Annotated in this window: 13 protein-coding genes and 1 pseudogene; 6 read left to right on the top strand and 8 right to left on the bottom strand. The window is 68.8% G+C overall.

All coding sequences use genetic code 11. The annotated features are described in order from the left end of the window. Positions 1-64: 64 nt before the first annotated feature. Positions 65-1,207: an FAD-dependent oxidoreductase gene (locus tag ACZ5U5_RS16445; RefSeq protein WP_469021700.1), complete on the top strand. Its 1,143-nt coding sequence runs from the start codon at positions 65-67 to the stop codon at positions 1,205-1,207. Positions 1,208-1,216: 9 nt separating this feature from the next. Here ACZ5U5_RS16445 and ACZ5U5_RS16450 read toward each other — a convergent pair whose 3' ends face one another. Then, positions 1,217-2,074: a helix-turn-helix transcriptional regulator gene (locus tag ACZ5U5_RS16450; RefSeq protein WP_469021703.1), complete on the bottom strand. Its 858-nt coding sequence runs from the start codon at positions 2,072-2,074 to the stop codon at positions 1,217-1,219. A 139-nt stretch (positions 2,075-2,213) separates the two neighbouring features. Between ACZ5U5_RS16450 and ACZ5U5_RS16455 the strand changes: the two genes are divergently transcribed. Continuing rightward, positions 2,214-2,993: an NAD(P)H-dependent oxidoreductase gene (locus ACZ5U5_RS16455; protein ID WP_469021705.1), complete on the top strand. Its 780-nt coding sequence runs from the start codon at positions 2,214-2,216 to the stop codon at positions 2,991-2,993. 71 nt (positions 2,994-3,064) lie between these two features. Here the strand turns inward: ACZ5U5_RS16455 and ACZ5U5_RS16460 are convergent, their stop codons facing one another. From ACZ5U5_RS16460 to ACZ5U5_RS16475, 4 genes are all read right to left on the bottom strand, one after another. After that, the gene (locus ACZ5U5_RS16460) at positions 3,065-3,511 is read right to left on the bottom strand and encodes a hypothetical protein (RefSeq protein ID WP_469021708.1); all 447 of its coding nucleotides are present in this window, start codon (positions 3,509-3,511) and stop codon (positions 3,065-3,067) included. A gap of 139 nt (positions 3,512-3,650) precedes the next feature. Beyond that, a complete protein-coding gene (locus tag ACZ5U5_RS16465) occupies positions 3,651-4,304 on the bottom strand; it encodes a hypothetical protein (RefSeq protein ID WP_469021711.1) in 654 nt (217 codons plus the stop codon). A gap of 13 nt (positions 4,305-4,317) precedes the next feature. After that, positions 4,318-5,775, bottom strand: a complete 1,458-nt coding sequence (locus ACZ5U5_RS16470) for an alpha/beta hydrolase (protein ID WP_469021713.1) — start codon at positions 5,773-5,775, stop codon at positions 4,318-4,320. A 190-nt stretch (positions 5,776-5,965) separates the two neighbouring features. After that, the gene (locus ACZ5U5_RS16475; RefSeq protein WP_469021715.1) at positions 5,966-6,244 is read right to left on the bottom strand and encodes a hypothetical protein; all 279 of its coding nucleotides are present in this window, start codon (positions 6,242-6,244) and stop codon (positions 5,966-5,968) included. Positions 6,245-6,485: 241 nt separating this feature from the next. Here ACZ5U5_RS16475 and ACZ5U5_RS16480 point away from each other — a divergent pair, with 241 nt between their 5' ends. Together ACZ5U5_RS16480 and ACZ5U5_RS16485 are read left to right on the top strand one after the other, a co-directional pair. After that, positions 6,486-7,679: a sensor histidine kinase gene (locus tag ACZ5U5_RS16480; protein WP_469022454.1), complete on the top strand. Its 1,194-nt coding sequence runs from the start codon at positions 6,486-6,488 to the stop codon at positions 7,677-7,679. Beyond that, on the top strand, positions 7,680-8,357 hold the full coding sequence (locus tag ACZ5U5_RS16485) for a response regulator (protein ID WP_469021718.1): 678 nt from the start codon (positions 7,680-7,682) through the stop codon (positions 8,355-8,357). 81 nt (positions 8,358-8,438) lie between these two features. On the opposite strand, the gene ACZ5U5_RS16490 is transcribed toward ACZ5U5_RS16485, so the two are convergent. Beyond that, complete coding sequence (locus ACZ5U5_RS16490; protein ID WP_469021720.1) at positions 8,439-8,879, bottom strand: MmcQ/YjbR family DNA-binding protein; 441 nt, start codon at positions 8,877-8,879, stop codon at positions 8,439-8,441. A 183-nt stretch (positions 8,880-9,062) separates the two neighbouring features. On the opposite strand from ACZ5U5_RS16490, the gene ACZ5U5_RS16495 reads away from it, so the two are divergent. Next, positions 9,063-9,905, top strand: a complete 843-nt coding sequence (locus tag ACZ5U5_RS16495; RefSeq protein WP_469021723.1) for a lysozyme — start codon at positions 9,063-9,065, stop codon at positions 9,903-9,905. Between the two features lie 316 nt (positions 9,906-10,221). Next, positions 10,222-10,998, top strand: coding sequence for a phytanoyl-CoA dioxygenase family protein (locus tag ACZ5U5_RS16500; protein WP_469021726.1), 777 nt, complete (start codon positions 10,222-10,224; stop codon positions 10,996-10,998). A gap of 387 nt (positions 10,999-11,385) precedes the next feature. Here ACZ5U5_RS16500 and ACZ5U5_RS16505 read toward each other — a convergent pair. Both ACZ5U5_RS16505 and ACZ5U5_RS16510 read right to left on the bottom strand, forming a co-directional pair. After that, positions 11,386-12,102, bottom strand: a pseudogene (locus ACZ5U5_RS16505) (SGNH/GDSL hydrolase family protein); the annotation flags it as partial. Next, positions 12,099-12,566, bottom strand: coding sequence for a cupin domain-containing protein (locus ACZ5U5_RS16510; RefSeq protein ID WP_469021729.1), 468 nt, complete (start codon positions 12,564-12,566; stop codon positions 12,099-12,101). The pseudogene ACZ5U5_RS16505 and the gene ACZ5U5_RS16510, both read right to left, overlap by 4 nt. Between the last annotated feature and the right edge of the window lies 1 nt (position 12,567).

The raw sequence follows: 12,567 nt of genomic DNA on the forward strand, positions 1-12,567 counted from the left end.
CAGGGGATCCTGACGACCAACCGATCCACCGCGGCCTGTACGCCGGAATCGAGATGTGATCCACATGCCCGCTCCTCGCATCGCCGTCATCGGCACGGGAACCATCGGAGCGCAGACGCTCTGGCAGCTCGCCAAGCTCGGCGCCGACGCGACCGGGTACGAACTCTTCAGCCCCGGACACTCACGGGGAGCGGCCGGTGGAGAAACCAGGCTGTTTCGCCACATCGACGTGGAACACCTCGAGTACCTGCCCATCACGGGGCGCTCGGACCTCATATGGCGCGAGCTCGAGAGGGAATCCGGGCGCACACTGCGCAACCTGACCGGTGCCCTCGCCATCGGCAGCTCCGCCAGCCCCGCAACGCGCACCGCGCTCGAAAGCGCCGCCGTACTCGGCAGCGGCGCCGAGGTACTCACTCGGGAGGAAGCACAGCACCGGTTCCCGCACTACCGGCTGCACGAGGACGAGATCGCCATCCTCGACAAGAGCGCTGGCATCATCTTTCCCGAGCGCACGGTACGTACAGCAGCGGATGCGGCCATCGCACGCGGCGCACGGGTCCTCCGCGAATGCCGTGTCACCGCCATCAACCAAGTCGGCACCCAGGTCGACATCGCGACGGGCAACGGCACACAACGCTACGACCGGGTCGTCGTCGCGGCAGGCGCATGGACTGCCGCCCTCCTCCCGGACATGGCCCCCTACCTGGCGACGCGGCGCCTCATCTCCTCGTGGTTCCTGCCCACGGCCGGCAGCACACTCGACGGCATGCTGCCCTACCTGCGCACCGAACCCCACTACTCGTACGGGCTGCCGACCGCCGACGGCCTTGCCATGAAGCTCGGCGTCGGATTCCGCGACCACTTGCCCGTCGAGTCCCCGGACACCGCGCCCCTGCGGATCGCCGACGAGGACCTCGAGCCCATCCGCGCGGTCGCGCGGGACCTCTTCCCGATGCTGGAGGACTACCCGATGCGTGCCCAGGCGTACTTCGAGGCCTATACGCACTCACGCATCGAGTTCATGCGCGAACACCCGGCCATGCCCTCGGTCTTCGTCTGTGCCGGTTTCTCCGGGAAGGGCTTCAAGAACGCACCGGTCTTCGGCGAGGCCGCCGCTCGAGCGGTCCTCGGCCTGCCCCCGGTGAACGACAGCATGGCGTTCATCCTCAACGCCGAGCACCCCTCCCGCCCGGTATCCGCCTGACCAACTCCCTTACTTGCGGATCGGCGCGTTCGCTGCGCGAAGCACGTCACCGCTTTCCGTGCCCGCCGTGCCAAGGCCCGCCAGCAGGCGCAGCCCGTCCGCGGCGGGGCTGCCGGCCGCCGCGGTCAGCACCAGCAGCTCCATGCCTGATTCGTCGGGCAGCGCGAAATTCTCCTGGTGCAACTCGAGGAGTCCGACCAGCGGGTGCCGGTACACCTTGCGGCCATGTGTGCGGGCGCGCACGTCCGCGCGAGCCCAGAGGCGACGGAAGCGCTCGCTGCCCATCGCCAGTTCGCCGATGAGCGAGGCCAGGCGGGGGTCCTCGGGGTATTTTCCGGCGGCCAGGCGCAGGTGTCCGACCACATCGAGGGTGCAGCTCTCCCATTCCGCGTACAGGCCGCGCTCGGCCTCCTCGAGGAAGATGTGCCGGGCGGTGTTCAGGCCGGGCAGCGGCCGGCCGAAGAGGAGCCCGGCGAGGCGGTTGCCCGCGAGCACGTCAAGGCGATGGTCCATGATCAGCGCGGGGGCGTCGGTGACCAGGTCGAGGATGCGTGAGATCTCCGGCCGGACCCGCCCGCCCGGCACTTTCGCGCGCCGGCGGCGCTGCCGGGCGAGCCGGGAGAGATGGTCTCGTTCGGTCTCGTCCAGGCCGAGGACGCGGGCGAGCGCGTCGAGGACCTGCTCGGAGGGCTGGGTCGCGCGGCCCTGCTCCAGGCGCACGTAGTAATCGACGCTGACTCCGGACAGGTGCGCGACCTCTTCGCGGCGCAGTCCTTCGACCCGGCGGCGGCTGTCGGTGGGGATGCCGACGGCCTTCGGGGCGACCCGGGAACGCCGGGTCCGCAGGAAGCTCGCGAGATCGTCCATGCCTTCCAGTATGGCCTCGGCGGGCCCCGCGAGGGTGGTACTGCCGTTACCAGGAAGTCCCGTCCGACGGAAGCGGCGCCCCTGAACACCGGGCGCCACGGTGCCCAGAATCGAAGGCATCCGATCCGAAGGAGTTCTCATGAAGACGCTGATGGTCTACGCCCACCCGGAGCCGAAGTCGCTCAACAGCTCGCTCAAGGACCTCGCGGTATCCACATTGGAGAAGGCCGGGCATCAGGTGCGGGTGAGCGATCTGTACGCGATGAACTGGAAGGCGGTCGTGGACGCCGCGGACTACGGCCCGCACGCCTCAAGTCCGCTGCACGTCGCGCGGGATTCGGGCCGGGCCTTCGACGCCGAGGCGCTCACCCCGGACGTCCGCGGCGAGCAGGAGAAGCTGCTGTGGGCCGACACGATCATCTTCCAGTTCCCGCTGTGGTGGTACTCGATGCCCGCGATTCTCAAGGGCTGGGTGGACCGAGTGTTCACCTTCCACTTCGCGTACGGCGTCGGTGAGCACAGCGACACCAAGTACGGCGAGCGCTTCGGCGAGGGAACTCTCGCGGGCCGCAGGGCCCTGCTGTCGGTGACCGCCGGCGGCCCGGAGTCGCATTACGCCGCCCGCGGGATCAATGGCCCCATCGACGATCTGCTGTTCCCGATCCACCACGGCATCCTCTACTACCCAGGCATCGAGGTGCTGCCGCCGTTCGTGCTCTACGGCACCGACCGGCTGACCGACCAGGAGTACCCGGACGTCGCCAAGGCCTGGGAACAGCGCCTGCTCACCCTGGAGTCGACCGAACCGCTCGCATTCCGACAGCAGAACTTCGGCGACTACGAGATCCCCTCACTGCACCTGAAGGAGGGACTTGAACCCGCGGGCCGCACGGGTTTCGGGCTGCACCTGCGGAACTGACCTCCCACGACAGACAGGATGAACTGGGCGGGCGGTGTGCTCAGCCTTGCTGATCTGGCTAGCCGTCGTGATCAGCTTTCGACAGGTACGGGTTGTGCGTGGACCGACACGGCGGTGAGGTACAGACCGTCGCCGCTGAGCCGGAGCGTCGGGGGCAGGCCCGCACTGAGGGCGTGCGAAACCTCGGCGGCCGGATAGCCGAAGAGGTCGATGCCGCCCAAGACAACTGGGCAGACAGAGGGGCCGGTGAGCGTGAAGGGGTCGCGGGTGAGGCCGATGTGGGCCAGGCCAGAGGTGTTCTGGTGCCGGCCGTTGCGGTCCGTGGTGTCGCCGTGTGCCTCGAGCGTCAGGCCCTCGTACTGCGCGCTGAAGGCCCAGCGGGCGCCACAGACCCAACCATCGTGAACGTCCGCGACGGCGGCGACGGCCCACCGGGCGGTGCGCTCGTCCATGCCGAAGCGGAGAATGCCGGCACAGCCAGGGAGCCGGAGACCGACGTCGGGGAGCAACTCGAACATGCGGAGATGCTCCCAATGAACGACACTGCGCCACAAGCCGTGCAGAAGGCCCAGCCTTCCCCGCGCAGCAGACCTGAGCCAAGTCAGTCATGCACTGGGCCAGGGTGAGGTGGGGGGCAGGGGGAGTGGGCGCGTCAGCTCAACCCACTCCACCGTCGAGCAGCCAGTGGTAGCGCAGCCGCAGTGCCCGCTCCGTGCTGGCCGCCGCGGCGCCGAGACCGATCACGAAGTTGAGCCAGGTCGGCAGACGGACGGGCGAGGTGAAAGTACCGATGCGCCGGGCGATGGGCTCCACCTCGGTGAGCGGTTCGACGAGTTGTGAGCAGAGGAGTGCCAGGGCGATGAGGAGCATGATCGACGAGAGGAAGCCGATCGCGCGGCTCAGTGCGGGGTGCGCGTCGTCGAGGTGCGCACGGCGGCCTTCGGCGGAGGCGCGGTCCGGGGTGAGTTGGTGCTCGGCGCCGGTGTCGGTGACGTAGTGGCAGCGCTTGAGCCCGAAGCCGCTGCCTTTCACCTCGATGGTGCCACCCGGGACGGGGAAGGACGCGGGGAGCCTGGACTGGGCGTGCTGCCTGCCATCGCGGTACAGGTGGGCTTCGATTTCGCCGGTCGACCTGTTGCCCGCATGCTTGACGTCGACGGCGTAGAGCGTCTGGCGGCCGTCGTCGTGTGTGAGCCGGAGGTAGAGCAGTGCGCGCAATGTCATCTGCCACCAGCGAAAGCGTTTCAGTGGGCGCCCGTCCCCGGGCTTGACCCTCTGAGCGGACCGGTGGTGCCGCCATTCCTTCAGCATGACTGGCCTCCCGCTAGTCGTTCGGCTCGGCCGCGCAGGCAAGATCCCGCGGCGGGCGCTCCCCGCTGGTCAAGAAAGCCGTCACCGTACTGTTCGCGCACGTGTTGCGGCCGAAGGGATAGACCCCGTGACCGCCCTGGTCGGCGGTCACCATCCTGGCCCGCTTCCCGAACGCGCGCCGCAGCTCCTTGGCCCCGGCAAGCGGCGTTCCGGGGTCGCGTTCGTTTTGCACCATGAGCACGTTCGACGGGCCCCGGTCACCGATGCGCACCGGCGGCTCGACCCGCTTGTCCGGCCAGAACGCGCACGGTCCGATGCTGGCCGTGGAACCGCCCAGCATGGGGTGCTTCAGCCGGTCGACTGTGACATTGCGCTGATACTCCCGCACCGTTGTCGGCCAGCGGGTATCACCACAGATGACAGAGAAGCGCGCAGACATAAGGTTCTCCATGTTCGGCAACGCCGGGACGGGCGGCAGTGGCCGGTCCGTGTCGAGCGCCTGCCAGAACTCGGCCATGTGGGGCATGAGCGCGTCGGAGTAGAGACGGTCGAACGTGAACCCGCGGAACAGCGTCCCGTCGATGCCCTGAACCGGCTTGGCGTCCAACCGCCGCGCGAGATCGAAGAACTTCGCGGTCACTTGCTCCGGTGTGGTGCCCAGACCGTACTTGGGGTGCGCGGCCGCGAACGCCGCGAAGTCGGGGAAGCGGTCCTCCATTCCGCGGGCGAACCGTCGCATGGCGGTGACGTCGTAACCGTCGGGACCCAGGTTGCTGTCGAGGACGAACCGGTCACTGCGCTGGGGGAACATCGTCGTGTACACCGCGCCGAGGTAGGTGCCGTAGGAATGCCCGAGATAGGACACCTTCGGCGCGCCGAGCGCCGCCCGGATCCGGTCCATGTCGCGTGCGGTGTTCGCGGTGGTGGTGTGCGGCAGCATCCACGACGTCTTCGAGGTGGCGCACTGCCGGGCGATGGCCTGGGCGTTCTTCGCCTCCCGAGCGACATCGGCGTCGGTGTGCGCGTACGGTGCGAAGTTGCCGCGCTCCTGCTGCTGCGGCGTCAGATCGCACGTCACCGGTGCGCTGCGGCCGACCCCGCGAGGGTCGAAGCCGATCACGTCGTAGGAGTCAAGCACCTTCTGCGGCAGTCCGGAACCGGCGAGCACGGCCGGGTAGTTCAGCCCCGCACCGCCGGGGCCGCCCGGATCGGTCAGCAGCACGCCGCGACGCTGCGAGGGCTTCTCGCTGGCCAGCCGCGAGATCGCGATCTCTATCCGTCGGCCGTCCGGATGCCGGTAGTCCAGGGGGACTTGCAGCGTCGAGCACTCGAGACGGGGCGCGGCGACGTCCTGCGGACAGGGGCCCCACCGCACGGTGTCCGGCGTCGCCGCCGACGACACGCCCGGCATGGCGGTCGCCGCCATCGTGGTGCTGGCGAGGGCGAGGGTGAGGGGCAGGTATCTGTGCATCTGGTGTCCTCCTGAAAGGGCGTGCGTGAGGGGCGCCAGAAAACGCGGCGTGGAACGCCTGCCGCAGGCTCTGGCCTTCTCCTTCGGGTGGGGTGCGGGTGCGGGGAGCCGATCGCCTGTACCCGCTCGTGGAACCAGTCGACGGTGGTGCCTTGCGGGACGGGCCCGGTCGTCCCGGCCCCGGATCTCGTCAGGCCGCCTCCCGGCTGCGAGGCGGCCCCTTCCCAACACCGACCTGCCCGACGCCCAGCCCCCGGCGGAGGTGGGCCCAACCGCCGAACGCCGTGGCAATGAGCGCGATGAGTCCGAGGAAGATCATCTGGCCGGTCGTGCCACCGGGGACCCAGTCGAAGACTCCCCACAGCACCTCGTTGCTCCGGCCGATCAGAGCGTTGATCACTGCTGGGGCGGCCAGGGCTGTGATCACCATTCCGACCGCCTCAAGGGCCGCGAAACCGGCCTTGCGCATCGCGTATCTCCCTTTCGTGGCCCGCTGACCGGCGACGTGGACGAGTTCTGACCGGCGATTCGGACGAGTTCTGACCGGCAACGTGAACGAGTCTGTGCGCGCGGCCTATTCGGCACATCCACCCGGCGGCCCGTACCGTCTTGGCCCCCGGGCGAGGCGGTCATTGGACTTTGGTCTAGGGCACATCAGCCCTTGGTCTGACTCACCGGCTGCACGCGTTGGCGACAATGGCCAGGTGAACATGTACCTCGCGCCCCGGCTCGAGTGGTGGCAGCAGACCTGGCGGCTGGCGGCAGCCGCGGCAGCGGGTGTCCCGGCCTGGCTCTATACCGGTGTGGTGCTGCACCGGCAGGGCGATGAAACGGGCCTCTGGTTCCACCTCGGGGACCCGCTGGTCGCTCTCGGCTGCCTGACGGCGCTCGTGTGGCGGCGGCGTTTCCCGCTCGCCGTGGCCATGACGGTAGCGATCGCCTCGACCGCGTCGACGCTGGCCGCCGGCGCCGCGCTCGCGGCGCTCGGCTCGATCGCCACCCGGCGTCGTCCGGTGGAGATCGGGGTCGTCGTGCTGGCCTACGTGACCGCGGCCCAGTTCACCGTGGGGGTATACCCGGTCCAGAGCCCGCCCGGTACGTGGTGGATCCAGCTCACCATGCCCGCACTGATCGCGGGCATCGCGGTGGCGGCGGGCATGGCCATCGGCGCGCGCCGTGTCGAGGTGCGGTCCTTGCGTGCCCGGGCGGAGAGCGCGGAACGGGAACAGACCGCACGAGCGGCACAGACACGGGCTCTGGAACGCAACCGGATCGCCCGCGAGATGCACGACGTACTCGCGCACCGGATCTCCCTGGTGGCCATGCAGGCCGGAGTGCTCGACCACCGCCGCGACCTCAGCGCAGAGGAGAACCGCGTGCTGGTGCGCGGCATCGCCGAGGGATCCCACCAAGCCCTGGAAGAACTACGGGATGTCCTGGGCGTGCTCCGGGCCGAACCGGGCCACCCGGAACCACCACAACCCTCCCTGGACCGGATCCCCGACCTGGTGGCCGACGCCCGCTCATCCGGACTGGACGCCACGCTCACGACCACCGTGACGGGAACACCGTCCGACGTCGTGGGACGCACCTGCTACCGGGTCGTCCAAGAAGGACTGACCAACGCCGCCAAACACGCTCCGGGCGCCCCCGTACAGATCACCCTCGAAGGATCAGCGGGCGAGCAACTCGACGTCAGCGTCCGCAACTCCCCGGCCATCACCACATCTGCGGCGACCACAGGAACCGGGCCACGACCGGCGTCGGGGTTCGGTCTGCTCGGCCTCACCGAACGGGTGGACCTCGCCGGTGGAAAGCTCGACCACCACCCCACACCCGACCGCGGATACGTCCTCACCGCGCACCTGCCCTGGCCGAACCCCACCCACGAAAAGAGAACATGAGTGGACAGCGAACGGCACCCAGTACGTGTCGTCATCGTCGACGACGAACAGCTGGTGCGCATGGCGCTGCGGCTGGTCATCGACGGCGAACCCGACCTGAGCGTCGTCGGGGAGGCGGCCGACGGGAACGCCGCGATCACCGTGGTGGACGAGCAGCGCCCGGACGTCGTGCTGATGGACGTGCGGATGCCCGGACGTGACGGCCTCAGCGCGACCCGCGAACTCCTCGCCCGCGCGGCGCCGCCCCGGGTGCTCATGCTGACGACCTTCGACTCCGACGATCTGGTGCTCGGCGCGCTGCGCGCCGGGGCACTGGGCTTCGTCCTCAAGGACACTCGGCCGGCGCAGATCCTGGACGCGGTGCGGACCGTCGCGGACGGCGAGCCCGTGCTGTCTCCGACGGCCGCAGCGCGGGTGATCGCCGCAGCCACCGGGCCACACTCGGCGCACGTTCGGGAGTCGTCCCGCGACACCGCACGGGCAAAGCTGTCCGCCTTGACCGAACGGGAACGCGAAACGGCTCGGGCCATCGCGGACGGCCTGGGCAACCCGGAGATCGCAGAGAGGCTGCACATCAGCGTCGCGACCGTCAAGGCGCACACAGGCAACCTGTTCGCCAAGCTGGCGGTCGCCAACCGGGTACAAATCGCACTCCTGGTCCGCGACGCGGAGGGATGATCCCGCTCCCGCTTGGACCACTGGTGAACACGCTTCCAGCAAGGCCCGGCGCAATGAGGCAGTCCGGGACCGGCGGACATGTCACCCGGGTGGGCCCGCCGGGCCGCCTTCCGCATCGAGGCGCGCCACCCGCCGGACGCCGGCGACCTGACGGTAGGACGTGTCGAGGAGTTCGGCCACCTCCTGCCAGTCCACCTCCTGGGGGACAGTGGTGCCGCCGGCTGCGAGGTCGATGCCGATCCAGCCGGACGGAGCGAGGTAGGCAGGAAGGAAGAAACGCGTGTCCTCGGCAAGGGCCGCACGGTCCGCGTCGTCCGGCAGGACGATCAGAGCCCGGTCGTAGCGGATTCGGTCATCAGCGGTGCCCTTGGTCGAACCGCCGTACCAGGCAAAGTATTTACCGGCCCGGAAGCCCGGCCGCCCATGTGCGATCTGCTCCTCCGCATCCGGGAACGCCAGCGCCACCCTGCGCAGCCGTACCAGGTACGGGTCGTCGTCCTCGAACATCACAGAATGTGGCATGGCCCCAATTCCAGTCTCGACACTTTTACGACCTCCTCCAAAGTAGACGTGGCCGGGCGGAGCGCGCCGAGGGGCAATGCACCGTAGGGCGTTTCAGGTGACGTGAGTCGCGCTCTCCGCGCGCCCATCGATGGTTGGCCCCTGTCTCCATGCAGGCTGAGCGTGCCCTAGAGGAGGAGTCTCATGTCTGTGTCTGTGACCACCCGTACACCTCGCCGGATGTCGACTGTCCTCACCGCCCTGGGTGGCGGCGTATGCGCTCTTGCTCTGGCCCTGTCCGGTACGGCAGATGCCGCACCTCCAGCACCCGAGCCCACTCACCCCGAAGATGACTACGCCGGCTCCCAGATCCTCAAGCATGAGGCAACGCCCAGGAGCGCCGTTGGACTCACCGCCGCCGCGGGAACCGAGGGCGTGGACGTCAGCAGTCATCAGCGCAAGGTCGCATGGTCCACGCTGCGCAAGTCCGGCGTGAGGTTCGCGTACATCAAGGCCACGGAGTCCAAGAGTTACAAGAACCCGTACTTCACCCAGCAGTACAACGGGGCATACAACGTCGGCATGATCCGGGGTGCCTACCACTTCGCCCTCCCCAACACCTCCAGTGGCGCGACCCAGGCCCGCTATTTCCTCGCTAACGGCGGTGGCTGGTCCAAGGACGGTAAGACACTTCCCGGTGCGCTGGACATGGAGTACAACCCCTACGGAGCCACCTGCTACGGACTGAGCAAGCAGGCCATGGTCAATTGGGTCAGGGACTTCTTCAGGACCTATAAGGCCAGGACCGGCCGGGACGTCGTCATTTACACCTCGACCAACTGGTGGAAGAACTGCACCGGCAACTACACCGGGTTCGGCAAGACCAATCCGCTGTGGGTGCCGCGCTACGGTTCGTCTGTCGGAGCCCTGCCCGGGGGCTGGAAGTACCAGACCATCTGGCAGTACACGTCAAAGGGACCGACGGTCGGCGACCACGACCGGTTCAACGGGGGCCTGGACCGCGTGCAAGCGCTGGCGAACGGCTGACCGACAGCCGCCCACTCATGCGTTCGTCACTGATGGTGATCGCCCCTGCGCCGCGCGCACGGGCGATCGGCGCCGACGCGAGGCCGACGCCGCCGGAACGCGTAGCGACGGGATGGGACAGCCGAACCGTTACCCTGCCCCTGGAGCCGGGGGAGCGACGCAGGTTCGGCGGCTTCACCCGTTGGCGACGGGAACGATCACGGTCGGGTTAGCCCCGCACGCCGCCTGACCGCGCTGTGGTGATCACCCGATACCCGATAAAGGTGGTGCGGAGAATGTTGGGTGATCGGGGCTGGTGTCGCCGCACCATGAGGGCATGGACGACACGACCTTGGTATCCCGATTCCTCCGCGACGGCTTCGTAAAGTTGGAAGGCGCTGTCGCGCCACGCGTGGCCGCGGACTGCGCGCGGCTGCTGTGGCGAGAGACGGGCTGCGACCCGGATGACCCGTCGACGTGGAAGCAGCCCGTGCACTGGGTGGCCGGCATGGCGCAGGGGCCGTTCGCCGCCGCACCCAACTCGCCCGCCCTGCAGCGCGCTTACGACCTGCTCGTCGGCGAGGGGCGCTGGGAGCCGCGCTACTCGCTGGGCACGTTCCCGCTGCGCTTCCCGCACGAGGAGGAGCCGGACGACGCGGGCTGGCACATCGAGGGGAGTTACCTGCCGGAAGGCGAGAGCTGGTACTTCACGAATCTGCGCTCCCAGGGTCGGGCGCTGCTGATGCTGTTCCTGTTCAGTGAGGTCGGTGAACATGACGCCCCGACCCGGATCCGGGTCGGCTCGCACCTCGACGTGCCGAAGGTGCTGGAGAAATACGGAGAGGACGGGGCCAGCGGGCTGACCCTCGCCCCCGATCTGGTGGCGGCGTCCGACCACCGGCCACTTGCCCTTGCCACCGGGTCCCCGGGCGACGTCTTTCTGTGCCATCCGTTCCTGGTGCACGCGGCGCAACCGCATCATGGGGTGCGGCCGCGCTTCATGGCGCAGCCGCCGCTGATGCCGGCAGCACCGTACGAACTGGAGCGGGCCGACGGCGCGTACTCACCCGTGGAGACGGCGATCCGTCGGGGCCTGGGACAGGACACCCCCTGACCAAGTGGGGGACAGCACCAACATAGCTTCGGATAAGCGGGCTTCATGACCATCGCCGCCAATGCAGTGGTGAAAAGGGGAAAGGGCCGGGGCAACTGGCAGGTTGGAGCGGCTGACCAGGCCATGGAGCACATCGAGCGTCAGTTGGAGCAGGCTATGGACGTAGCCGAGCCGGCACGCGTCGCGGCTACGTCGGAGCACCAGCTGCTGAGATCTGCCCCCTCCACGACACGGCGCCCTGTCGGCTGGCGCCTCGCGATGTCGACCAGTACCTCGCCAGTCCGGGCAAGACGCCGAAGCAGTCCGCGACGAGAGCGCGGATCACTTGGATCGACGGGTTCTTCGCCCTCCTTCGCCTCCTTTGCCCTCAAGCGCGCGAACCGGCTCCGCGCTCTGGGGCAGCAGACAGGTGTCGATGACTTCGGCGATTAGGGCGGCGCCGCGGCTGTTCTGGTGGATGTGGTCGGTCGTGAGCACGAGACTTCGGCGCCTCGAGATCGGGTCCAGGCTGCGGCGCAGTACGGCGTGTCGGATGAGGACGCCGGCGCCCGCCGCGGGGGTCAGCTCCCGGTATGGGATCGGCGGCGCGTCCGCTTGGCGTAGTTCCTCGAGCTGGCGTTCGTGGAGCGGGAGGTAGGTCGCCTCGTTGGCAGCGGCAACCTCGGCGACCCTCCGGCTGTATGCCTGGGATGCCTGCGCCGCCGCTCCGTCGAGTTGTTGGCCGAGGACCGGGAGAGACAGCAGTCCGATCATGGCGTCGGTCTCCGTTCGCAGCCGTTCGACGACGGCTCCCAGGCACTGCTGGAACCAGTCGGCCGACGGGCGCTGGGGGAGCTGTTTGCGCTTCATGGCCCGCTCGACGGGGTAGCCGGCGAGGCTCGCTCGGGCGTCATTGGTTCCGATCAACACCGTGACTACGTCGGGCGGGTCCGCGACGAGGGCATCGAGGCGCTGCAAGAGGTTGTAGGCAAAGTCTCCGTTGGCGCCGTAACGGGCGAGTCGCACGTCGCCGGGAGGGCGTCGGCGCTTGAGAAGCTCCAGGTAGTCGACGCTGAGCTGCGCGCGGGTGAGGCTGTCGCCCAGGCACGCGACGCGTGTCGTCACGGCGCTTGCAGGCCGGACGTGCCGACGTGATCGGTGGGGCGGGTATCGGTCCGGGGACGGTGGTCGGTGCCCAGGCCGGCGGTGATGGTCAGGATGGACGCGGGCCCCGTCATGTCGACCGTATGCCATGTTCCGGCCGGGTTGACGGTGGCCTCACCCGGCCCGAGGACAACGCGCTCGGGGACCCCGTCCGCGTCGCGGGTGACGGTCACCGATCCGCTGAGGCAGACGACCAGTTCGTCGCCGGCGGGGTGGCGCTCGAAGTGGTCGCCGGGGCCGTCGCCGTCGAAGATGGTCACGATCCGGCCCTCGGCGCCGTCGGTTGCGACCGCTGCGCTGTAGGCCTGAAGCACCTGTGGGTCCCAGGCGAAGCCCTCGATGGGTTTCGCTCTCGACCCCAGTCCGAGGTGCACGGGGGTGGTGCGCAGGTCGATGGGGTTGGTTTCGTGGTCGAGGAGTCTCATG

Source organism: Streptomyces sp. NPDC033177 (assembly GCF_055577715.1).